The sequence below is a fragment of the Deltaproteobacteria bacterium genome (assembly GCA_013151235.1).
Classification (GTDB): domain Bacteria; phylum CG2-30-53-67; class CG2-30-53-67; order CG2-30-53-67; family CG2-30-53-67; genus JAADIO01.
The window spans coordinates 40,387-62,241 of sequence record JAADIO010000023.1 but is presented as its reverse complement, the minus strand read 5'-3'; the positions used below and the strand labels follow the sequence as shown (position 1 = coordinate 62,241).

General features: G+C 54.7%; 37 protein-coding genes. All 37 read left to right on the top strand.

All coding sequences use genetic code 11. From position 1 onward, the window contains the following. Positions 1-88, top strand: an 88-nt coding sequence (locus tag GXP58_04760) for an elongation factor Tu (protein ID NOY52915.1), incomplete at its 5' end; no start/stop codon positions are given. A gap of 132 nt (positions 89-220) precedes the next feature. Continuing rightward, positions 221-526, top strand: a complete 306-nt coding sequence (gene rpsJ / locus GXP58_04755; protein NOY52914.1) for a 30S ribosomal protein S10 — start codon at positions 221-223, stop codon at positions 524-526. A gap of 41 nt (positions 527-567) precedes the next feature. After that, the gene (gene rplC, locus GXP58_04750) at positions 568-1,203 is read left to right on the top strand and encodes a 50S ribosomal protein L3 (GenBank protein NOY52913.1); all 636 of its coding nucleotides are present in this window, start codon (positions 568-570) and stop codon (positions 1,201-1,203) included. A gap of 65 nt (positions 1,204-1,268) precedes the next feature. Next, entirely contained in the window at positions 1,269-1,895 is a 627-nt protein-coding gene (gene rplD, locus GXP58_04745) for a 50S ribosomal protein L4 (protein NOY52912.1), read from the top strand. Beyond that, on the top strand, positions 1,892-2,182 hold the full coding sequence (gene rplW, locus GXP58_04740; protein ID NOY52911.1) for a 50S ribosomal protein L23: 291 nt from the start codon (positions 1,892-1,894) through the stop codon (positions 2,180-2,182). Before rplD ends, rplW begins: the two co-directional genes overlap by 4 nt. Positions 2,183-2,294: 112 nt before the next feature. Next, positions 2,295-3,119: a 50S ribosomal protein L2 gene (gene rplB / locus GXP58_04735; GenBank protein NOY52910.1), complete on the top strand. Its 825-nt coding sequence runs from the start codon at positions 2,295-2,297 to the stop codon at positions 3,117-3,119. A gap of 12 nt (positions 3,120-3,131) precedes the next feature. Further along, positions 3,132-3,410, top strand: a complete 279-nt coding sequence (rpsS, locus tag GXP58_04730; protein ID NOY52909.1) for a 30S ribosomal protein S19 — start codon at positions 3,132-3,134, stop codon at positions 3,408-3,410. Positions 3,411-3,460: 50 nt separating this feature from the next. Further along, on the top strand, positions 3,461-3,790 hold the full coding sequence (gene rplV / locus GXP58_04725) for a 50S ribosomal protein L22 (GenBank protein ID NOY52908.1): 330 nt from the start codon (positions 3,461-3,463) through the stop codon (positions 3,788-3,790). 23 nt (positions 3,791-3,813) lie between these two features. Then, positions 3,814-4,476 (top strand): 30S ribosomal protein S3, encoded by a 663-nt coding sequence (rpsC, locus tag GXP58_04720; GenBank protein ID NOY52907.1) that lies wholly within the window; start codon positions 3,814-3,816, stop codon positions 4,474-4,476. Positions 4,477-4,502: 26 nt separating this feature from the next. Beyond that, positions 4,503-4,922: a 50S ribosomal protein L16 gene (gene rplP, locus GXP58_04715; GenBank protein NOY52906.1), complete on the top strand. Its 420-nt coding sequence runs from the start codon at positions 4,503-4,505 to the stop codon at positions 4,920-4,922. Next, positions 4,923-5,114: a 50S ribosomal protein L29 gene (gene rpmC, locus GXP58_04710; protein NOY52905.1), complete on the top strand. Its 192-nt coding sequence runs from the start codon at positions 4,923-4,925 to the stop codon at positions 5,112-5,114. Positions 5,115-5,123: 9 nt separating this feature from the next. Further along, the gene (rpsQ, locus tag GXP58_04705) at positions 5,124-5,381 is read left to right on the top strand and encodes a 30S ribosomal protein S17 (protein ID NOY52904.1); all 258 of its coding nucleotides are present in this window, start codon (positions 5,124-5,126) and stop codon (positions 5,379-5,381) included. Positions 5,382-5,425: 44 nt separating this feature from the next. Then, entirely contained in the window at positions 5,426-5,794 is a 369-nt protein-coding gene (gene rplN, locus GXP58_04700) for a 50S ribosomal protein L14 (GenBank protein NOY52903.1), read from the top strand. Between the two features lie 36 nt (positions 5,795-5,830). Then, entirely contained in the window at positions 5,831-6,163 is a 333-nt protein-coding gene (locus GXP58_04695) for a 50S ribosomal protein L24 (GenBank protein ID NOY52902.1), read from the top strand. Between the two features lie 22 nt (positions 6,164-6,185). Further along, entirely contained in the window at positions 6,186-6,725 is a 540-nt protein-coding gene (gene rplE / locus GXP58_04690; GenBank protein ID NOY52901.1) for a 50S ribosomal protein L5, read from the top strand. A 36-nt stretch (positions 6,726-6,761) separates the two neighbouring features. After that, a complete protein-coding gene (locus GXP58_04685; protein NOY52900.1) occupies positions 6,762-6,947 on the top strand; it encodes a type Z 30S ribosomal protein S14 in 186 nt (61 codons plus the stop codon). 42 nt (positions 6,948-6,989) lie between these two features. Further along, positions 6,990-7,388 (top strand): 30S ribosomal protein S8, encoded by a 399-nt coding sequence (rpsH, locus tag GXP58_04680; protein NOY52899.1) that lies wholly within the window; start codon positions 6,990-6,992, stop codon positions 7,386-7,388. 35 nt (positions 7,389-7,423) lie between these two features. Then, complete coding sequence (gene rplF / locus GXP58_04675) at positions 7,424-7,957, top strand: 50S ribosomal protein L6 (GenBank protein ID NOY52898.1); 534 nt, start codon at positions 7,424-7,426, stop codon at positions 7,955-7,957. A 67-nt stretch (positions 7,958-8,024) separates the two neighbouring features. Further along, positions 8,025-8,390: a 50S ribosomal protein L18 gene (locus GXP58_04670; GenBank protein NOY52897.1), complete on the top strand. Its 366-nt coding sequence runs from the start codon at positions 8,025-8,027 to the stop codon at positions 8,388-8,390. 65 nt (positions 8,391-8,455) lie between these two features. Further along, positions 8,456-8,956, top strand: coding sequence for a 30S ribosomal protein S5 (rpsE, locus tag GXP58_04665; protein NOY52896.1), 501 nt, complete (start codon positions 8,456-8,458; stop codon positions 8,954-8,956). Between the two features lie 35 nt (positions 8,957-8,991). Next, positions 8,992-9,177, top strand: coding sequence for a 50S ribosomal protein L30 (rpmD, locus tag GXP58_04660; protein ID NOY52895.1), 186 nt, complete (start codon positions 8,992-8,994; stop codon positions 9,175-9,177). A gap of 178 nt (positions 9,178-9,355) precedes the next feature. After that, positions 9,356-9,802 (top strand): 50S ribosomal protein L15, encoded by a 447-nt coding sequence (gene rplO, locus GXP58_04655; GenBank protein ID NOY52894.1) that lies wholly within the window; start codon positions 9,356-9,358, stop codon positions 9,800-9,802. A gap of 19 nt (positions 9,803-9,821) precedes the next feature. After that, the gene (gene secY, locus GXP58_04650; GenBank protein ID NOY52893.1) at positions 9,822-11,135 is read left to right on the top strand and encodes a preprotein translocase subunit SecY; all 1,314 of its coding nucleotides are present in this window, start codon (positions 9,822-9,824) and stop codon (positions 11,133-11,135) included. Between the two features lie 86 nt (positions 11,136-11,221). Continuing rightward, the gene (locus GXP58_04645; protein NOY52892.1) at positions 11,222-11,866 is read left to right on the top strand and encodes an adenylate kinase; all 645 of its coding nucleotides are present in this window, start codon (positions 11,222-11,224) and stop codon (positions 11,864-11,866) included. Between the two features lie 3 nt (positions 11,867-11,869). Further along, entirely contained in the window at positions 11,870-12,619 is a 750-nt protein-coding gene (gene map, locus GXP58_04640) for a type I methionyl aminopeptidase (GenBank protein NOY52891.1), read from the top strand. 36 nt (positions 12,620-12,655) lie between these two features. After that, positions 12,656-12,877, top strand: a complete 222-nt coding sequence (infA, locus tag GXP58_04635; GenBank protein ID NOY52890.1) for a translation initiation factor IF-1 — start codon at positions 12,656-12,658, stop codon at positions 12,875-12,877. Between the two features lie 14 nt (positions 12,878-12,891). Beyond that, positions 12,892-13,005, top strand: a complete 114-nt coding sequence (gene rpmJ / locus GXP58_04630) for a 50S ribosomal protein L36 (protein NOY52889.1) — start codon at positions 12,892-12,894, stop codon at positions 13,003-13,005. A 37-nt stretch (positions 13,006-13,042) separates the two neighbouring features. After that, positions 13,043-13,426 carry a 30S ribosomal protein S13 gene (gene rpsM / locus GXP58_04625; GenBank protein ID NOY52888.1) on the top strand — a complete coding sequence of 128 codons (384 nt, stop codon included), beginning with the start codon at positions 13,043-13,045 and terminating at the stop codon, positions 13,424-13,426. 21 nt (positions 13,427-13,447) lie between these two features. Then, entirely contained in the window at positions 13,448-13,843 is a 396-nt protein-coding gene (gene rpsK, locus GXP58_04620; GenBank protein ID NOY52887.1) for a 30S ribosomal protein S11, read from the top strand. Between the two features lie 87 nt (positions 13,844-13,930). Continuing rightward, on the top strand, positions 13,931-14,557 hold the full coding sequence (rpsD, locus tag GXP58_04615) for a 30S ribosomal protein S4 (GenBank protein NOY52886.1): 627 nt from the start codon (positions 13,931-13,933) through the stop codon (positions 14,555-14,557). 43 nt (positions 14,558-14,600) lie between these two features. Then, the gene (locus GXP58_04610) at positions 14,601-15,602 is read left to right on the top strand and encodes a DNA-directed RNA polymerase subunit alpha (GenBank protein NOY52885.1); all 1,002 of its coding nucleotides are present in this window, start codon (positions 14,601-14,603) and stop codon (positions 15,600-15,602) included. Between the two features lie 25 nt (positions 15,603-15,627). Next, positions 15,628-16,083 (top strand): 50S ribosomal protein L17, encoded by a 456-nt coding sequence (gene rplQ, locus GXP58_04605; GenBank protein NOY52884.1) that lies wholly within the window; start codon positions 15,628-15,630, stop codon positions 16,081-16,083. Between the two features lie 65 nt (positions 16,084-16,148). Continuing rightward, the gene (psd, locus tag GXP58_04600; GenBank protein NOY52883.1) at positions 16,149-17,009 is read left to right on the top strand and encodes a phosphatidylserine decarboxylase; all 861 of its coding nucleotides are present in this window, start codon (positions 16,149-16,151) and stop codon (positions 17,007-17,009) included. Positions 17,010-17,239: 230 nt separating this feature from the next. Next, positions 17,240-18,898: a dihydroxy-acid dehydratase gene (ilvD, locus tag GXP58_04595; protein ID NOY52882.1), complete on the top strand. Its 1,659-nt coding sequence runs from the start codon at positions 17,240-17,242 to the stop codon at positions 18,896-18,898. Between the two features lie 22 nt (positions 18,899-18,920). Then, positions 18,921-19,538, top strand: a complete 618-nt coding sequence (locus GXP58_04590) for a DUF47 domain-containing protein (GenBank protein NOY52881.1) — start codon at positions 18,921-18,923, stop codon at positions 19,536-19,538. A gap of 34 nt (positions 19,539-19,572) precedes the next feature. Beyond that, the gene (locus GXP58_04585; GenBank protein NOY52880.1) at positions 19,573-20,562 is read left to right on the top strand and encodes an inorganic phosphate transporter; all 990 of its coding nucleotides are present in this window, start codon (positions 19,573-19,575) and stop codon (positions 20,560-20,562) included. Positions 20,563-20,659: 97 nt separating this feature from the next. Beyond that, on the top strand, positions 20,660-21,826 hold the full coding sequence (locus GXP58_04580; GenBank protein ID NOY52879.1) for a D-alanyl-D-alanine carboxypeptidase: 1,167 nt from the start codon (positions 20,660-20,662) through the stop codon (positions 21,824-21,826). Positions 21,827-21,855: the final 29 nt, after the last annotated feature.

Here is a 21,855-nt window from a genome sequence, read left to right as displayed (position 1 = left end):
GATTGCGATGGAGAAGGAACTTCGCTTCGCCATCCGTGAAGGGGGACGGACCGTCGGTGCCGGCGTCATCAGCGAAATTATCGAATAAAGGTTGGTCAGACCCCCCCCTCGGTAATGGTGGCGTGGTCCGGTCGGCCGTACATCGCATTCTTACGCTCTCCTGCCCGGCAGGAGGGGACGGAATCGAAAACAAGCAGAATGTAGCGGATAGGAGTGGAAGGTGGATCAAAAGATTCGGATAAGGCTGAAAGCCTATGATCATCATTTGCTGGACCAGTCCGTTGAGGACATCGTTGATACGGCGAAACGAACGGGCGCAAGGGTTTCCGGTCCGATTCCTCTTCCCACCCGGAAAGAGAAGTTTACCGTACTCCGTTCTCCCCATGTGGACAAGAAATCGCGTGAGCAGTTCGAGATTCGGACCCACAAACGTCTGATTGACATTCTGGAACCGACACCCCAGACAGTGGATGCCTTGATGAAACTGGATCTCTCCGCGGGTGTGGATGTCGAAATAAAACTATAAGCCGACAAGGATCGGCGCCTCAGTATAAAGTGAGAAAAGCCATGCTAACCGAGTTGATTGGACGAAAAATCGGGATGACTCAGATCTTTGAAAAGGACGCGGGACGAATGACCCCTGTGACGGTGGTGCAGGTCGGGCCCTGTCGGATTGTTCAGGTCAAGCGCCTTGAGAAGGAAGGATACAACGCGGTACAGTTGGGGTTTGAGGAGGAACGGAAAAAACGTCATGCCAAAAAGTCCCTTGTCGGACACAGCAAGAAGCATGGTGTCCCTCAATTTCGCCATCTTCAGGAGGTCCGTGTTGAGGATGTATCGGAGTTGACGCCGGGCATGGAGTTGACGGCGGAAGCCTTTGCGGTTGGAGATCAGGTCCATGTCACGGGTGTGAGCAAAGGAAAAGGGTTTGCCGGTGTGATCAAGAGACACGGTTTCGGCGGCGGTCCCAAGACCCACGGCTCCCGGTTTCACAGGGCGCCGGGCTCGATCGGTCAGTGTGTCTTCCCCGGAAAGATCATCAAGGGGCGGGGGATGCCGGGCCATATGGGATGTGACCGTGTGACGGTGAAAAATCTGAAGGTGATGGAAGTCATTCCCGATCAGAACCTTCTGCTCATCAAGGGTGCCGTCCCCGGCGCCAACAACGGAATACTTCGCATCCGGAAGAAGACGGCTTCGTAAGAATCCATCCGACAGGGTTGCAGCAGGCGGAATATTCACGAAGCGATGAAGAAAGAGACAAAGGAATGAAATCGATGGATGTCCTGGATCAGACAAGCAAGAAGGTCGGCGAGATTGAACTCAACGAAGAGGTTTTCGGCATTGTTCCCCATATCGGGGCAATGCATCAGGTGGTGGTCTCCCAACTGGCGAAGGCCCGTGCGGGAACGGCTTCCACGAAGACCCGCTCCGATGTCGGCTATTCCGCCAACAAGCCCTATCGACAGAAAGGGACCGGTCGGGCCCGGGCCGGATACCGGGGTTCGCCGATCTGGCGGGGCGGCGGCGTTGTTTTTGGTCCGCATCCCCGGAAATACAAGATCAAGGTCCCGAAGAAGGTCCGGCGTTTGGCCTTACGGTCCGCCCTGGCCGGCAGGGCACAGGAAGGGAAACTTGTGATTGTGGAGAGTCTGGAGATGGAAACTCCGAGGACTCGTGACCTGATCGCGATTCTCAAGGCACTGAACGTCTCCGGCAAGACGCTGATCGTGACCGGAGAATTTCAGGAGAACCTGGCCCTCTCCGGTAGAAACATCCCGGAAGTCGCCGTCATTGACCTGGAACTTCTGAATGTCTACGATGTACTGAATATGGAATATCTCGTCATGACCCGGGATGCGGTGGAAAGAATATCGGAGGGACTTTCGGCATGAGGCGGAATGATTATCAGACCTTGATCCGGCCCCTGGTCACGGAAAAGAACATGCAACTGCATGAGAGTGAAAACAAGGTCTTTTTTGAGGTGGCGCCCGATGCGAACCGGATCGAGATCAAAAGGGCCGTGGAGCGTGTGTTCAAGGTGAAGGTGGAGAAGGTGAATGTTCTGAACCAGAACGGGAAACGCGTCCGGTTCAAAATGAAGATGGGCAAGCGGAAAGACTGGAAAAAGGCGATTGTGACCCTCAAGGAAGGGCAGAAGGTGGACTATCTGGAAAGCTGATTTTTTGTAACGACCCGGTCGTCTCTCTTTCCCCGCATGACTGCCTTACGTTCGTCCTGAGGGAGAAAAGGATCAACCGGAGTTGCTATGATCTACCCTGTGGGAGTAATCGATGGGCATTAAACGATATAAACCGACATCACCGGGACGGCGATTTCAGACGGTTTCGGATTTTGAGGAGATTACGACCTCAAAACCCCATAAACCGCTTTTGCGTCCTTTAAGCAAGAAAGCCGGACGGAATGTTTACGGACGGATCACGCAGCGGCGGCGCGGGGGTGGACACAAGCGCCGATACCGGATCATTGATTTCAAGCGAAACAAGATCGGGATCCCTTCAAAAGTGATCTCCATTGAGTATGATCCGAACCGAAGTGCCCGGATCGCGTTGTTGCAGTTTGCGGACGGAGAAAAACGGTACATCCTGGCTCCTCAGGGCTTGAAGGTGAATGACGAAGTCCTTGCCGGCCCGGAGGCGGATATCAAACCCGGTAATGCCCTGCCTCTCAAGAATATTCCCCTCGGCACCCTGATTCATAACATTGAGCTTCGCGTCGGGAAGGGAGGGCAGATGATCCGCAGTGCCGGGACCTATGCCCAGATCATGGCCAAGGAAGGGAAATACGCGCAGATCCGGATGCCCTCCGGTGAAGTGCGAATGATTTTGCAGGAATGCATGGCCACGGTGGGACAGTTAGGCAATACCGATCATGAAAATCTTTCCATCGGCAAGGCCGGTCGTTCGCGGTGGCTGGGACGCCGTCCCAAGGTTCGCGGGGTGGTGATGAATCCTGTGGATCATCCGCATGGCGGCGGAGAAGGACGGACCTCCGGCGGCCGTCATCCGGTCACGCCCTGGGGAATGCCGACCAAGGGATACAAGACACGGAAGAACCGTCGGACGGATCGGTTTATCGTGAAAAAGCGAAAAGTATAAGGGGAGGTTTGCGTGCCACGTTCCGTAAAAAAAGGGCCTTTTGTGGATGGTCATCTGGAAAAGAAGGTCCAGAAGATGAATGATTCCGGAAGCCGGGAGATTATCAAGACCTGGTCCCGGCGCTCGACCATCACGCCGGACATGATCGGCCATACCTTCGCCGTACACAATGGAATGAAGTTCATTCCGATTTTTGTCTCGGAAAATATGGTCGGTCATAAGCTCGGCGAATTTTCCGCCACCCGCACCTACCGGGGACATCGGTCCGAGAAATCGACCGGATCCCGTTAGAGGGAGCGACCGGTTACCGCGTTGCTTGAATGTCGATTGAGGGAAAGAGAATGGAAGCGAAAGCCGTTGCAAAACATATCCGGATTGCACCGCGCAAGGTGCGGCTGGTGGTGGATACCATTCGGGGGAAAAACGTGGAAGAGGCGTTGAACATTCTGCGGCATCTTCCCCAGCGATCCGCCCCGGTGGTGGAGAAGCTGCTGCAGTCGGCGATTGCCAATGCAGAGCAGAAGGAGGTCTCCGATGTGGAACGTCTCCATGTCAAAGAGATCTTTGTGGATGCCGGTCCGATGCTGAAGCGGTTCATGCCCAGGGCCATGGGCAGGGCGACGCCCCTGCGGAAGAGGACAAGTCACATCACGATCGTGGTGTCTGAGTAACGACTGAATACAGGAGGTGAGTTTTGGGTCAGAAAGTTCATCCGATCGGGTTTCGTCTGGGATATATAAAAGACTGGAACTCGAAATGGTATGCCAAAAAAGATTACTGCACGCTTTTCCATGAGGACCTCAAGCTGCGGAAGTATATCAAGGAAAAATTATACCATGCAGGGATCGGTCGTGTGGAGATCGAACGTGCGGCGAAACAGGTTCGGGTGAATATCTACACGGCCCGCCCCGGGATTATTATCGGCAAGAAGGGGGCGGAGATCGACAAGCTCAAAAACGACCTTCAGGGAGTGATCAGCAAGAATATCTACCTGAATATTCGGGAGATCCGCAAGGCCGAGATGGATGCACAACTGGTCTCGGAAAATGTCGCCCTGCAGTTGGAGCGCCGGGTGGCCTTCCGGCGTGCGATGAAACGAAGCGTCACCAACGCGATGCGCTTCGGCGCCAAGGGGATCAAGATCCAGTGTTCCGGGCGGCTGGCCGGCGCCGAGATGGCGCGGCGGGAATGGTATCGGGAAGGCCGGGTTCCTCTCCATACGCTCCGCGCGGATATTGATTACGGTTTTGCCGAGGCACTGACGACCTACGGACTGATCGGGGTCAAGGTCTGGGTCTTTAAGGAAGAAATCTTGAATCCGGGAAAGAAAGACGTGCCGCAAGGGTCCCGACGCTGACCGGATATTGAAGGAGTGGAAAACCGATGTTGATGCCCAAAAAAGAAAAATTCCGGAAACGGCAGAAAGGGAGAAACCGCGGAAATGCCAAAGGGGGGACCCGGATCGACTTTGGAGAGTTCGGGTTGCAGGCACTGGAGCCGGGTTGGGTCAGCAGTAAACAAATCGAGGCTGCCCGAATTGCGATGACCCGTCATGTGAAACGCGGCGGTAAGATCTGGATCCGCATCTTTCCCGATAAGCCGATTACCAAGAAGCCGGCGGAAACCCGGATGGGGAAGGGAAAAGGGGGGCCGGAGTATCATGTGGTCGTGATCAAACCGGGCCGGATCTTGTACGAGATGGAAGGCGTGACCGGGGAGGTCGCAAAGACGGCTCTGTTGCTTGCTGCTCGGAAGCTGCCGATCAAGACCCGTGTGATTTCCAAGCATGGAGGCGCTCTATAGATGAAGGCGAGTGAGATTCGGGACTTGAGCCCGGAAGAGATGGATGCCAGGGAACAGGACCTGGCCGAGGAGCTTCTGAAACTCAGATTTCAGAAAGAGACAGGCCAGATCAGTAGCCCGGTCCATATCCGTGAGGTCCGAAGGGAGATTGCACGGATTAAAACGATACGGAATGAAGTACGTAAGGGATAAACACTCATTATGGAAAAGAAACGGAATAAAAAGAACCTTCAGGGGATAGTGGTGAGTGACAAGATGGACAAGACCGTTGTGGTTACGGTTCAGCGGTCGACGCAGCATCCTCTCTATAAGAAGATTGTACGGCGGGACAAACGGTACAAGGCACATGACGAGCGAAACGAATGCCGGATCGGCGACACCGTAAAGATTATGGAATGCCGACCGTTCAGCCGGGACAAGCATTTTCGTGTTGTGCAGATTGTCGAACGAGCCAAGTAAAAGGCGTGAGAAGCCGGCGGGAGATGCCGGACAGGGAGTAGAAAATGATCCAGACGCAAAGTATATTGAAAGTCGCGGATAATTCCGGTGCGAAAAAAGTGATGTGTGTTCGTGTGCTGGGAGGCTCCAAAGTTCGCTATGCCGGTGTCGGTGATGTCATTGTGGCCAGCGTAAAGGAAGCCATGCCGAGGGGGAATACCAAGAAAGGCACCTTGGTCCGTGCCGTAATCGTTCGGACCAAGAAGTCCGTGAAGCGCAAGGATGGAACCAGCATTCGTTTCGATGAGAACGCAGCGGTTCTCATCAACCCGCAGAAGGAGCCGATCGGAACCCGTATTTTCGGGCCGGTGACCCGTGAATTGCGGGGGAAAAATTTTATGCGTATCGTTTCGCTGGCGCCGGAGGTTCTTTGAGATGATAACGATGAATGGGATGCAAGGAACAGTGAAATGACGAAACTCAAGAATCATATCAAGAAGAACGATATGGCGGAAGTGATTGCCGGGAAAGAGAAGGGAAAACGGGGCAAGGTTCTGCTGGTCGCCCCGGAGCGTGGCCGGGTCCTGGTGGAAAAGCTGAATATGATTAAACGGCATACGAAGCCGAATGAGCAGAACCAGCAGGGCGGGATTATTGAAAAGGAGGCAACGCTCCACGTGTCGAATGTCATGCCCGTTTGCCGGAAGTGTGATGCTCCCGTTCGGATCCGCCATAAGATACTCGAAAACAAAAAAAAGGTACGGATTTGCGCAAAGTGCGGCGAACCCTTTGACAAGGTCTGAAAGAGTGTAGAGTGGATGAATTATGGCCAGGTTAATCGAGATCTACAAAAATGAAATTGTACCTTCCCTGATGAAGCAGTTTGCCTATTCAAGCATCATGCAGGTGCCGAAGATTACGAAGATTGTGGTGAATGTCGGGATGGGGGAAGCGATCCAGAATCCGAAACTGCTGGACTCTTCGGTGGAGGAGTTACGGATGATCACCGGACAGCAGCCCGTGGTTACGCTGGCCCGGAAATCGATCGCAAACTTCAAACTGCGTGAAGGGATGGCAATCGGTTGCAAGGTGACTTTGCGCAAGAGGATCATGTATGAATTCCTGGATCGCCTGATTAATACCTCCATCCCCCGTATTCGGGACTTCCGGGGGGTATCCGGAAAGGCATTTGACGGACGCGGGAATTATTCTCTGGGGCTGACGGAACAGATCATTTTCCCGGAGGTCAAATATGACAAGGTCGAGAAGATCCACGGCATGGATATCGTGATCGTTACGACCGCCAAGAGTGATGAAGAGGCCAAGGCCCTGCTGGCCGGCTTCAATATGCCCTTCCGGAAATAGAAAAGGACCGGCCGGAAATATCATGGAGGAAACAGATTGGCCAAACAGTCATTAATCAACAAGGCAAACAGAAAACAGAAATTCCAGGTGAGGGAATACAACCGTTGCCGGATCTGCGGACGTCCCCGCGGCTACATGCGGCGCTTCGATATCTGCCGGATCTGCTTCCGGAAACTCTCCTTGAGAGGTGATATCCCCGGTGTTGTAAAATCGAGCTGGTAGGAATGACCCTCAAGTGCAACGATGATGTGGAGGATTTAACCGATGTCCATGACCGACCCGATCGCAGACCTTCTGACGCGCATCCGTAATGCCGTTCAGGCGCGCCATGAAACTGTCGACGTCCCCGCGTCCAATATCAAGATCTCGATTACCAGGATCCTGAAAGACGAAGGGTATATCAAGAATTACAAGGTTCTAAAGAATAACCGGCAGGGGTTGATTCGTATTTCGCTCGGGAAGCAGGAAGGCAAGGAAGGTGCGATTCACGGCCTGAAACGCCTCAGTAAACCGGGGTTGCGTGTCTATGTCGGGGCGGAGGAAATTCCCAAGATCCTCAACGGTCTGGGGGTTGCCATTTTGTCAACGCCCAAGGGGGTCCTGACGGACCGGCAATCCAGAAAGGAACATGTGGGCGGGGAAGTTCTCTGTGCGGTCTGGTAAGTCGCAGGTCCCGTCTCTTTGAGGAGTAAAACAAGATGTCACGAATCGGGAAAATGCCGGTAAAGCTCCCCCAGGGAGTTACTGCCGTACTCAAAGGATCCGTTCTTGAGGTCAAGGGGCCGAAGGGGCGGCTGATACGGGAATTTCGGCCGGAGATGACGATTGAAGTCGCCGGCGATGAGATCCGGGTCAGTCGGCCTTCCGATCTTAATCGTCATCGCGGTTTTCATGGTCTGACCCGTAACCTGATCGCCAATATGGTTCGGGGCGTTTCGGAAGGGTTTACCCGGGTACTGGAGATCAACGGCGTGGGATACCGTGCCGTTGTGCAGGGCAAGTCGCTGGAGCTTCACCTCGGTTACTCTCAGCCGGTTCATTTCCCCCTGAAGGATGGAGTAGAGGCGCAGGTGGAAAAGAATACCGTGACGCTGAAAAGTATCAACAAGGAACTCTTGGGACAGGTCGCTGCCGATATACGGGACCTCCGGCCTCCGGAACCGTACAAGGGGAAGGGAATCAAGTACGCTGAGGAGAAGATTCTCCGTAAGGCCGGCAAGACGACCAAGTAGCGCTCGGCTCCGGTCCGGAAAACATACCGGTCTTCAGGGAACCATTCGGTAAAGGAGTGAAAAAGACGTGGCAGTACACACCAGAAGGGCCTCAAGAATTGCAAAGCACAAGCGGGTAAGAAAAAAAGTGAACGGCACGCCTGAGCGGCCTCGTATGTCCGTATTCCGGAGTGCCAGGCATATCTCCGTGCAAGTGATTGATGATGTCAATCAGACGACCATTGCAAGCGCTTCTACGCTGCACAGGAATTTCCGTGAGGTGAAGATTGAAGGTGGCAAGCGGGAGGCCGCGGCATGGGTGGGGGAGGAGATCGCACGGCGGATGAAAGAAAAGGGCGTGGAGACGGCCGTGTTTGACCGCGGCGGGTTTCAGTTCCATGGACGTATCAAATCCCTCGCTGAAGCGGCGAGAAAGGCAGGGATTAAAATCTAAGAGTCGGCAGCATCCGTAAGGGGGACTGCCGGTTCAGGGAGAATGACAGCGTGGCGGATAAGCGAATGAGAAAGAAGGATGATCAGTCCGGTGATCTGATTGACAAAATCGTGCACATTAACCGTGTTTCCAAGGTCGTCAAGGGCGGCCGACGGTTCAGCTTCAGCGCCCTTGTGGTCGTTGGAGACGGAAAAGGAAGTGTGGGGTACGGAAAAGGAAAAGCGAACGAGGTCCCCGAAGCGATCCGGAAGGGGATTGAGATTGCGAAGAAAAAAATGTCTCCGATTTCCCTGCAGGGAAAGACGATCCCCCACAAGGTGATCGGCCATTACGGCGCCGGACGGGTGATGATGAAACCGGCTTCCGAGGGGACGGGGTTGATCGCCGGCGGCGGCGTCCGGGCTGTTCTGGAAGTTGCCGGCGTGCAGGATATCCTGACGAAATGTATCGGATCGAGTAACCCTCACAATGCCATTCGTGCCACCATGGACGGGTTGCGTCAGTTGCGGGGGAGTGAAGAGATTGCGAAACTGAGAGGATTGACGGTCGAGGAGCTTTCACGCTGATCAGCGGTAAGGGGCGGCGTAGAAACGGTATGATCATGGAACAGCTGAAAATTACATTAAAAAGAAGTGGGATCGGAAGACCCAAAAAACATAAGGCGGTGATCCGGGGATTGGGGTTGAAACGGACAAATCAGTCTGTGATCCTGAAGGATACCCCTGAAACCTGGGGGATGATCAACAAGATCCCGCATATTGTGGACGTTGAGCCGGTTTCCGAATAAGGCTGTCTGTCGGTGACGCCTTCGGCGGCGCGGTTCCGTTCCTCTATCCCGGGGTGATCGTTCCCGAGTTCGCTGCGGCGGACGGAGGAACAGGGTTTCCTTTCGATTACCATTGCCTTATGCAGCCGGATCTTTTGACTATGCCGACGGAAAACAGATTTCCCGGAAGGATTGAACGATGCGATTAAATGATTTACGGCCCCCTGCGGGTTCAAAAAAGAAGAGGAAGCGGGTCGGACGGGGTGACGGCTCCGGCCATGGAGGGACCTCCACCCGGGGGCACAAGGGGCAGAACGCACGGTCCGGCGGCCCCAAGAAGGCCGGTTTTGAAGGTGGGCAGATGCCGTTGCAGCGCCGGTTGCCGAAGCGGGGGTTCACCAATATTTTTCGTAAGGAATATGCCATCCTGAATCTATCCCAGCTTGACCGTCTGTCCGATCTGACGGAAGTGGACCCCGATCTTCTGTTGGGATTGGGTGTGATCAAGAAGATGAAGGCGGGGCTCAAAATCCTGGGTGAGGGTGAAATCCGGCGGGCCGTTAAGGTGAAAGCACACAAATTCAGTAAGAAGGCGGTGGAGAAGATCCGGGCCGCCGGTGGTGAGATCGAAACATTGTCAATCTGAATTCAGGGGAGATTCGGGCTTGCTCGGAAATCTGCAAAACATATTCAAGGTACCGGAACTTAAACGAAGAATCCTGTTTACCCTTGGATTTTTAGCGATCTATCGTGTCGGTTGTCATGTCCCGATCCCGGGAATTAACGCACGGGCGCTGGAGGAATTTTTCCAGGCTCAGCAGGGCGGTATTCTCGGATTGGTCAGTATGTTTTCCGGTGGGGCGCTTCGGCGAATGACGGTCTTTGCCCTGGGGATCATGCCCTACATCAGCGCATCCATTATTCTGCAGCTCCTCCAGGCCGTCATCCCTTCTCTGGATGAATTGGCCAAGGAAGGGGCGGTGGGACGGAAGAAAATTACGCAGTACACCCGGTACGGGACGATTATCCTCAGTCTGGTACAGGGGGCGGGAATTGCCATCGGCCTGCAGGGAACGACCAGCCCCAGCGGCGCACCCCTTGTTCCTCATCCCGGTTCGACGTTTCTTATTTTTACGGTTATCACGCTCGTGGCGGGGACCTCGTTTATCATGTGGTTGGGGGAACAGATTACGGAGCGGGGGATCGGCAACGGGATTTCGCTGATCATCTTTGCCGGGATTGTGGCGGCCATGCCCTCGGCGGTGGCGCTGACGGTGAACATGGTCCGGGGCGGGATCATGCAGCCTTATGTCGTGATGGTGATCCTGGTGGTTGCCGTGAGTGTGATTGGTGCGATTATCTTTATGGAAAACGGTTTCCGGAAGGTCCCGGTCCAGTATGCAAAAAGGATGGTAGGGCGAAAGGCGTATGGGGGCAGTTCCACCCATATTCCCCTGAAGATCAATACCGCCGGGGTGATTCCACCGATTTTCGCCTCTTCGATCATCCTCTTTCCTGCGACGATCGCCCGGATGGTTGATTATCCTTGGGCCCAGGCCGTAGCGGCGAGCATGCGTCCCGGATCGATTTTCTATAATATTATCTATGTCGGGTTTATCATCTTTTTCTGTTTTTTTTATACGGCGATTATGTTCAATCCCGTGGATGTTGCGGACAACATGAAAAAACAGGGGGGGTTCATCCCGGGAATCCGGCCCGGGAAGAATACTTCCGATTATCTGGACCGCGTTCTTTCCCGGGTCACCTTTATCGGAGCGATCTACCTGTCGGCGGTTTGTGTACTGCCGATGTTTCTGATCCAAAAATTGAATATCCCCTTTTACTTTGGTGGAACCTCTCTCCTCATCGTCGTGGGGGTGGCCCTCGATACGCTTCGCCAGGTAGAGTCACATTTGTTGCAACGTCACTATGACGGGTTCTTAAAGACGGGGCGTCTGCGGGATCGAAGGGGACATTAAAGGTCTGAGGCCGGGACGAATGATGAAACCCATGTGGAAAAAGTCGGCTTGAAGCTGTTATCAGAAAAGAAAGGTAGGGATGAAAGATGCGATTGATTCTTTTAGGACCTCCCGGAGCCGGGAAGGGAACACAGGCGAAAAAGTTAGTGGAAAAATACGGAATTCCACAGATCTCAACGGGGGATATCCTCCGGGAAGCGGTCAAGAACGGGACCCCACTCGGGAAAGAAGCAAAATCCTACATGGACAAGGGCGAACTGGTAACGGATGCCATCGTTGTCGGGATCATCCGGGACCGGTTGCAGGAAAAGGATTGTGAAAAAGGATACATCCTGGATGGCTTTCCCCGTACCGTACCGCAGGCGGATGAGCTGAAAAAGGCCTTAAGCGAAATGGGCCAGTCGATTGACGCCGTTCTTTCCATTGTTGTTGCAAATGATGAACTGATCAAGCGGCTCACGGGCCGCCGGACCTGTAAGGAGTGCGGAGCCGGATACCATCTTCTCTTCAAGCCGCCGGCGCAAGAAGGGGTCTGTGATCAGTGCCGGGGTCCCCTGTTTCAGCGGGATGACGATAAGGAAGAGACCATTAAAAACCGGCTTGCCGTTTATAATGAGCAGACCGAGCCACTGATCAACTACTATAAGAATGACGGAGCCTTGGTGGATATCGAAGGGACGGGCGGGATTGATGAGATTTTTGCCCGCATCTGTGCGGTGATTGAGAAGTAAGGAATGATCATTCTGAAACATCCTGATGAGGTGGAGAAACTCTACCGTGCCAACCAGATCGTAGCCCACCTTCTGGAGATGTTGAAAGAGAAGATCGAGCCCGGGGTTACTACGGAGGAACTGGACCGGATCGCGGAGGAATATATTGTCAGCCGGAAGGCCCGGCCCGCCTTCAAAGGATACCGGGGATATCCGGCGACGTTATGTACGTCCATCAACGACCGGGTGGTTCACGGAATTCCTTCCAGAGAGGAATTGAAGGAAGGGGACCTGGTCAGTCTGGATGTCGGGGTGGTTCTTGATGGTTATTACGGGGATGCGGCAAAAACCTTTCCCGTTATGAAGGTCTCGAAAGAGGCGGATCGTCTGATCCGGGTTACCGAAGAATCTCTCTATCGAGGGATCGGCAAGGCGAGTGAGGGAAATCGCCTGTTTGATATTTCTCATGAGATTCAGCAGTATGTGGAGGGCCATTCGTTCTCTGTTGTTCGGGCGTTTGTCGGACACGGGATCGGTCGGAGTCTTCATGAAGAGCCGCAGATTCCGAATTTCGGGCAGCCGAACCGGGGTCCCCGGTTGAAAAAAGGAATGGTTCTGGCCATTGAACCGATGGTGAACATGGGAGACTGGGAGGTCAAAATTCTGTCCGATACCTGGACCGCGGTCACGGCGGACGGGAGTCTTTCCGCTCATTTTGAACACACGATTGCGATCCTGGATCACGAGACGCGTATCCTGAGTCGTGCAGCATAACCGGGGAGTCTTCCCGGGATGTAAAGAAAGGGCCACATGGCAAAAGAAAATGCAATCGAGGTTGAAGGCACGGTGCTGGAGCCGCTTCCCAACGCCATGTTCCGGGTGGAACTGGAAAACGGTCATAAAGTGCTGGCCCACATTTCCGGAAAGATGCGGTTGCATTATATCAAGATCCTGCCTGGGGACAAGGTCAAGGTGGAACTTTCCCCCTATGACCTGAGTCGTGGAAGGATCGTCTATCGGCACAAGGGATAATCGAGGAATTTATCATGAAGGTCCGAGCATCGGTAAAGAAAATTTGTGAGAAATGCAAGATCATTAAACGAAAAGGCGTGGTTCGCGTTATTTGTGTCAATCCCAGACACAAGCAGCGACAAGGATAACTCGCATCCCCCAGGGAGATGAGAGAGGAGATCGGTTTTGGCAAGAATAGCAGGAGTAGACGTTCCGGATCGTAAGAATGTAGAGATCGCATTGACCTATATCTACGGCATTGGCCGACCCCTCGCACGGGAGATTCTTGAAAAGGCCGGTGTGGACGGGACGGTGCGTGTGAAAGATTTAAGCAGTGAAGAGATCGGGAAAATCCGGGACGTGATCGTTGCGGATTGCCGCGTCGAAGGAGATCTCCGCAAGGAGGTTTCCATGAGTATCAAACGACTGATGGACCTTGGGGTCTACCGGGGGCTTCGCCATCGCCGCGGACTGCCGGTCCGGGGTCAGCGGACCCATACCAACGCACGGACGCGTAAGGGACCCCGGCGGGCGATCAAGGGCAAGAAAACATCCAAAGCGAAGAAGTAACGCAGCATTACGGGAGAAACCATGGCAGATCCGAAAAAGAAAGGCGGCCGCAAGAAGAAAGAAAAGAAGAATATTCTCAATGCGGTTGCACACATCAAGGCATCTTTCAACAATACCATTGTCACCATCTCCGACGTTTCGGGGAATGTGATCTCCTGGGCGACCGCCGGCGGGCAGGGCTTTAAGGGGAGCCGGAAAAGCACCCCGTTTGCAGCGCAGTTGGCGGCGGAAGATGCCGCGAAGAAAGCGATGGAGCATGGTGTCCGCAAGGTGGAGGTTCTGGTGAAGGGGCCGGGGATCGGGCGGGAGTCGGCCATCCGGGCCCTTCAGGCGACCGGCCTGGACATTACCCTGATTCGGGATGTTACGCCCATTCCCCATAATGGATGCCGTCCACCGAAGCGCCGCCGGGTATAATCGTGTTCAAGGTAATCCGGCCCGGTTGTATAATGTTTGGTTCCGGCGGCGATGATGCCGCCACATTGAAATTTCAGGAGGTACCCATTGGCACGATATAAAGGTCCGGTCTGCAGGCTGTGCCGCAGAGAGGGTGAAAAATTGTTTTTGAAAGGGGAGCGCTGCTTCAAGGATAAATGCAGTATGGAGCGCCGGAGTTATGCACCGGGACAGCATGGGCAGCGTCGTTCAAAGGTCTCCGATTACGGTGTACAGCTTCGCGAGAAACAGAAGGTGCGCAGGATCTACGGGGTCTTGGAGAAACAGTTCCGCTCTTACTTTTATCAGGCGGATCGCAAGAAAGGGGTCACCGGGGAAAACCTTCTCCGGATACTGGAATCTCGTCTGGACAATGTGGTTTACCGCCTCTGCCTTGCCGACTCCCGGGCGGAATCGAGACACTTCATCCGGCACGGCCATTTTCACCTCAACGGCAAAAAGGTAAATATCCCCTCATTGCAAGTGCGTCCCGGGGATGTGATTTCCATTTCTCCGAAAAGCAACAAGGTGGAACGGATCAAGGTCTGTTTCTCAGCGGTGGACCGCCGTGGAGTTCCGCAGTGGATCGAAGCCGACAAAAAAGATATGAAGGGCGTGATTCACCACCTTCCCACACGGGAAGAGATTCCCTTGCCCGTTCGTGAACAGCTGATCGTAGAACTCTATTCCAAGTAATTTATTTATCCACTCTCAACGAAAGGGAGGGGTTTGAATGGCGATGAAACTGACTGGGTTTCAGAGGCCCAAGCGTTTAAATTTCGAACTCGACACCATGACGGAAACCTATGGGAAGTTTTATGCCCAGCCTTTTGAGCGCGGGTTCGGGACGACCATCGGGAATTCCCTGCGTCGGATACTGCTCTCTTCCATTGAGGGGGCGGCCATTACCTCCGTTAAATTTGAAGGTGTGTTGCACGAGTTCTCTACTCTTGCCGGTGTGCTGGAAGATGTGGCGGAAATCATTCTGAACCTGAAGGGGGTCTCATTCAAGATGCACACGGACCAGCCCAAGACGATTCACCTCAAGGCCCGTGGCAAAGGGATGGTGACGGCCGGGGATATCGAAACCGATGCGGACCTCGAAGTGATCAATCCGAAGCATCATATTGCGACGCTGGAGAAAGATTCCGATCTGGATATGGAAATGGAAGTTCGCATGGGACGCGGCTATGTTCCGGCCACCGAGGACATTGAGCGAGATCAAGCGATCGGTGTGATCCCGATCGATGCCGTGTTCAGCCCCATCCGGAAGGTCAACTTCACCGTGGAGAATGCCCGGGTCGGGCATGCCACCGATTACGATAAATTGACCCTGGAGGTCTGGACGAACGGGGCCATAAAACCGGATGATGCCGTCGCCTATGCTGCGAAGATCCTCAAGGATTACATGACGATCTTTATCAATTTTGACGAGGAAGTGGAAGAAGAGGAACCGGTCAAGGACGAGAAGGATGAAGAACTTCGCAAGTTTCTCCGGAAAAGTGTGGAGGAGCTCGAACTTTCCGTTCGGTCTTACAACTGTCTCAAAAAAGCGGAGATCAAGACGATCGGTGAGCTTGTTCAGAAGACCGATTCGGAGATGCTGCGCACCAAGAATTTTGGCCGGAAATCATTGAATGAAATCAAGGAACTCCTGACGGATATGGGGCTTTCTCTCGGGATGAAGGTGGACGATGATCTGCTGCAACCGGGGGGGGCGGTGGAAGAAGAAGCCTCCTGAAAACTACGTTTGAAAGGGTAACGCAATGCGACACAGAATTTCCGGAAGAAGACTGAACCGTACTTCAAGCCACCGGGCGGCCCTCATGAAGAATCTTGCCGGATCTCTGATCCGGCATGAGGCCATAGAAACGACCTTGGCCAAGGCGAAAGAACTCCGTCGCGTTGCGGAAAAGCTCATCACCCTCGGAAAAAAAGCCGGCCTTCCCGCCCGTCGGCAAGCCTTTGATCTGCTCCGGGATCGTGATCTGGTCAAGAAGCTCTTTGATGATCTGGCCCCGCGTTTCCAGGAGCGGAACGGCGGGTATACCCGAATCGTTCGAACACGGAATCGCTCCGGAGACGGTGCGGTGATGGCAATTATCGAATACCTGGATCGGCCCGTGCGTGAATCCGGCCAGCCTGTTGAAGAGGATACCGGCAAGAAGAAAGGGCTTTTGAAAAAGGTAATCGAGAAGAGCGTCGGACGGGAAAAGGCGTAGTCCGTTATTGAAAGGATTCACCCGGTATCGTTTGGTCGGATTTGTCTCGAGGTTGAGACTTTTGTGTGAATCTGCATTCGGTGGGAATATTGGATCGACTTACTCTTGCTCTCTTGCGGGTATTACCGACCAATCTGCTTTCCCGCTTGACCGGAATCGTGGCTGCGATTCCGCTTCCTTTTCCGCTCAATGTTCTGATCCTTCGTGCCTACGCCTTTCTGTTTGGTGTCGACCGGGCGGAGGTGCAATATCCTCTGTCAAAATATCTTTCTCTCCAGTCCTTTTTTACCCGAGCCCTGAAACCGGATGCACGTCCGGTGGACCCGAACCCTGACAGCATTGTCTCTCCTGTGGACGGGACCCTCGTCCGGGTGGAAGAGGTGACCGACGGGACCCTGTTGCAGGCCAAGGGCTGGCATTACGCCGTTCGTGACCTTTTGGGGGATGCCCGGCAGGCTTCCCGGTATCTGGGCGGGAGCGCCTGCACCCTTTATCTCTCCCCCGCGGATTATCATCGGATTCACATGCCCTTATCCGGAACGGTGGAGTCTCTGCACTATTTGCCGGGACGGCTCTTCCCGGTGAACCGGTTTTCTCTCTTTCGAATCGAGAATCTTTTCCTGCTCAATGAACGCCTTATTCTCCATATCCGGACTCAGGCGGGCAATATAGCGATGGTCCTGGTCGGGGCGACGAATGTCGGAAAAATTCGGGTCCGATTTGATGATGTCCACCGAAGGTTCTCCCTCCAGGGTCCCTATGCCCGGTCCTACAGCCGGGAAATTTTCCTGGAAAAAGGGGAAGAGGTCGGCCGTTTTGAACTCGGATCGACGGTCATTCTCCTCTTTGAGAAGGAGCGGGTCCGGCTTTCGCCCGGCGAAGGTGTCCGGACAAAAATGGGGTCTGCGATCGGTTTTCTGCCTTGACGGAAGCGAACCCATCCGGTAAGATCGGTCCGTCCTTGCAACGAGGTAGCGAAAAGCGTGAACCACGGGGGACACGGGGAAATCAAAATCAATGGATTTCCCCCCCCTTCTTCGAAAGGGGAAAGGGGGGATTTACAAAGTCAACACCAACAAGCATTTCACCACCAGGCACAGAGTTGAAAGCAAAAGTCAAAAAGTAAAAAGCCTTCACCATGAATAGAGAGGGGCCTATGCGAAGCGATAAAATCAAAAAAGGTGTGGAACGGATTCCTCATCGAGCGTTACTCCATGCCACCGGAGTGACGCAGGCTGCGATGAAGAATCCCTTCGTGGGGGTGGCAACCAGTTTTACAGACCTGATCCCGGGCCATATCGGGATGCGGGACCTGGAACGATACATTGAAAAGGGGGTTCACAGCGGCGGCGGCCAGTCCTTCTTCTTCGGTGTGCCGGGGATCTGTGACGGAATCGCCATGGGCCACATGGGAATGCATTACTCTCTTCCTTCCCGGGAACTGATCGCGGACATGATCGAATCGGTCGCACTGGCCCATTCCCTGGACGGCCTTGTCCTGCTGACGAACTGTGACAAGATTACACCGGGAATGCTGATGGCGGCGGGTCGTCTGAATATTCCCTCCATTGTTGTTACGGCGGGACCGATGATGACCGGGAACTACCGTTTGAAACGGCGATCCTTCGTCCGGGATGCCTACGAGACGATCGGGAAGGTCCGGAACGGAAAAGTCGGAAAGAAGGAACAGGGGTGCCTGGAGATGGAGGCCTGTCCGGGACCGGGTTCCTGCCAGGGGCTCTATACGGCCAATACCATGGCCTGTGTCACGGAGGCGTTGGGGATGTCCCTCACGGGCTGCGGCACGGGATTAGCCGTCTCCGCCAAAAAACGGCGTATCGCTTTCGATAGCGGCATCCGGATCGTGCAAATGATCGAAGAAAATCTCCGTCCCCGCGATATCATGACCCCCGCCGCCTTCGAGAACGCCATTCGGGTGGATATGGCCCTGGGGGGATCGACCAACACGACCCTCCATATTCCGGCCATCGCCCACGATGCCGGATGCGACCTTCCTCTTGAACTCTTCGACGCCGTCAGCCGGAAGACCCCCCATCTGACCAACCTGGAACCTGCAGGCGACCATTTCATGGAAGATGTGGAATATGCCGGGGGAATCCCGGCCGTTTTGCACCGGCTGGCCGGAAAACTCAAACCGGCAAAGACGGTCAACGGCCGGGATATTGTCCGGATCGCGAAAGCGGCTGAGGTGGAGGGGGACGATGTAATCCGTCCCGTGAAGAAGGCCTATCATCGGGAAGGGGGGATTGCCGTCTTGAAGGGAAACCTCGCACCCGACGGCTCGGTGGTCAAACAGACGGCTGTTTCTGAAAAGATGAAACGGTTTACCGGAAAGGCAAGGGTTTTCAATTCTGAAGAGGCGGCCATGTCCGCGCTCCTGAAGAAAAAGATCCGGGGCGGCGAGGTGATGGTCATCCGGTATGAAGGTCCCAAAGGGGGTCCCGGGATGCGGGAGATGCTGGCCCCGACGGCCACGGTGATCGGTCTCGGTCTGGCCGAGAAGGTTGCCCTTATTACGGATGGACGCTTTTCCGGCGGTACACGGGGACCCTGCATCGGCCATATCTCTCCGGAGGCGATGGAGGGAGGCCCCATTGCCGTGGTCAAAGACGGCGATCCGATTACGATTGATATCCCCCATCGAAAACTGACCCTCGGTCTTTCTCCCGAGGAAATTGCACAACGTATGAAGTCGTGGAAGCCGCCGTCACCGAAAATCCGGACGGGATGGCTGGCCCGGTATGCCAAGAACGTCACCTCCGCTTCCACCGGGGCGGTGATGAAAGAGGATTAGAGTCCTTGAGGAAGGAGAAGGTATGAAGCTATTTCCCAAGGGTGTGGACTTTTTTGAGATTTTTGACCAGGCGGGGAGCAATCTTACTGACGCCACCTCTCACCTGATGGATCTCTTCAAGAATATCTCCCTCCTTGAAGAAAAGGCCAAGATCATCTACGGCATCGAGCAGAAAGGGGACACCCTGACCCATGAGGTGATGCGAAGGTTGAACAAGACCTTCATTACCCCCATCGACCGGGAGGATATTCACGCCCTGGCGTCGGCGATCGATGACGTCCTCGACCTGATCTGGGGGGCTGTGGATCGGATGACCGTCTTCCGGATCCGGGAGACCATGCCCGAAGCGCTGGAAATCGCCCGGGCCCTGCATACCACGACGGAGGTCCTGGAAAGCTCCTTCGGTTACCTGCGGCAGAAGAAATATTCCTTTGTCCACGACAACTGTATCGAGATCAACCGGCTTGAAAACCATGTGGACCGGATCTTCCGGGACGCCCTGGGGCGCCTCTTCGATGATGTGAAAGATCCGCTCATGATCATCAAGTGGAAAGAGATCTACGAACATCTTGAAGACGCCTCGGACCGTTGTGAAGATGTGGCCAATATTCTGGAAAGTATCGTTCTGAAACAGGGATGACCCTTTAACCGAAGTCTCAGCGACCCTTTTTCTCATGATGAACGGAACCATTCTCCTGATCGTTCTGATCGCTATTGTCTTTGACATGAGTAACGGCTGGAACGATTCGGCCAATGCCATCGCCACGGTGGTTTCCACTCGGGTGATGAGCCCCATGCAGGCGGTCCTTATGGCGGCCTCCATGAACATCTTGGGCGCCTTTTTCTCAACGGCGGTGGCCAAGACCATCGGCCGGGGGATTGTTGCCCCCGAGGCGGTGACGGGGGTTGTGGTTGTGGCGGCGCTCCTCTCCGGATTTCTCTGGAACGCGGCAATGACCTGGGTCGGAATGCCGGTCAGTGCTTCCCATGCCCTGATCGGGAGCCTCATGGGGGCGGCCGCAGCCTATGGTGGTCTGGGGATCCTCGAATATGAGGGGCTCACGAAGATCTTCCTGGCGCTGCTCTTCTCCCCGATCTTCGGGATCCTCATCGGTTACGGGCTCATGAAGGGAATCCTGAAGCTTTTCGGGAATCTGCCCAAGGGGACGATCAACAGGAATTTCGGTCGGTTACAGCTCTTCTCCTCGGCCTTTATGGCCTTCTCCCACGGATCGAACGATGCCCAGAAGGTGATGGGGATCATTACCCTGTCGCTGGTGAGCGGCGGTTATCTCCATTCTCTTGTCGTTCCCGTCTGGGTTATTCTCGTCTGCGCCATCGCCATGGGGTTGGGAACGGCCCTGGGGGGGTGGCGGGTGATCAAGACCATCGGTGTCAACATGCTGAAGCTGGAACCGGTTCACGGGTTTGCCGCCGAGACTTCGGCCACGATGGTGATCCTTGGTGCCAGTCATTTCGGTCTTCCCGTAAGTACGACCCATGTGATTTCGACGGCCATCATGGGGGTCGGCGCCACACAGCGATTAACGGCCGTCCGCTGGGGGGTTGTCGGCAAGATCGTCCTGGCCTGGATCTTCACCCTTCCCATGACGATCCTCATGGCCTGGCTCATCTGCAAGGGGATCCTCCTCTTTACTGCTTAACGGCCTTCCATTTCTTACATCGTGGGTATTGACGACCAGGGGGCGGATGTGCGAATATGACAGCCCTCCAGATGATATCATTCCCAAGGAGAATCGCATGTCTTTTGCCGCAGTTCGATCGTTTCTCTCCGCTCTTCTCTTATTCATTTTGATCACCTCACCGTGGATCGCCATGGCCGGGGAGGGTCCTCCCGTCACGGTCCGGGACGGGGACTACAAAGCGGCGATCCTCGTGAATGCCGACACCGGGGAAGTTCTCTATCAGAAGAATGATCACGATCGCAGGCCGCCGGCCTCCATGGTCAAAATGATGCTGATGCTGCTGGTCATGGAAAAAGTTCAAATGCATTCGGTGACTCTGCAGGACCCTGTCAAAACCTCGGCCAAGGCGAGCCGGTTCGGCGGATCCCAGGTCTATTTGAAGGAGGGGGAGGTCTTCCCGCTGGAGGAGATGATGAAGGCCATTGTCATCCATTCGGCCAATGATGCCTGTGTGGCGGTTGCGGAGTTTCTCACGGGGAGCGTGGAAGGGTGTGTCGACCTTATGAATCGTCGTGCCCGGGAATTGGGGATGGGCGACACGCACTACTACAGTGTGGACGGTCTGCCGCCCGGGCGGGGCGGGAAGCCCGATCTCTCGAGTCCCTATGACCTGTCGCTTCTGGCGAGAGCACTCGTGAAGTATCCCAAGATTCTGGAGTGGGCCTCAACGAAGCGGGCCCCCTTCCGGGGTGGAGCGTTCATCCTCGACAATACGAACAAACTGATCGGGAATTTTCGCGGTGCCGACGGGCTCAAGACCGGTTACTACCGAAAGGCGGGCTATAATCTCACGGCCACGGCTTCCCGGGACGGTTTACGGATGATCTCCGTGGTGATGGGGGCCTCCAGTGATGCATCCCGTGTCCGGGAATCCGGACGTCTCCTCAGTATCGGGTTTAACATGTACAGGAAGATACAGGTCGTCAAAAAGGGAGAACCCGTTTCCTCGAAGGTTGTCGTGACCGGTGCCAGAAAAAAGAGCGTCCCTCTGTCGGCGGCCGCGGATCTCTTCGTGCATGTCCGGCGTGGACAAGAATCGCGGGTACATCGGGAATTGTCCCTCCCTTCCGTTCTCCCGGCGCCGATCATCAAGGGGAAGGCCTATGGCGAGATTGTCGTGAAGAATGGAGATCATGAATTGGGGAGGGTTCCTGCTGTTTCCACACGGGAGATTCCGAAGGCGCCGCTCTGTTATCGGACGGTACTCCATTTTTTTGAATAGAGGGACCTATCCCGGGGACGTCGAAGGCC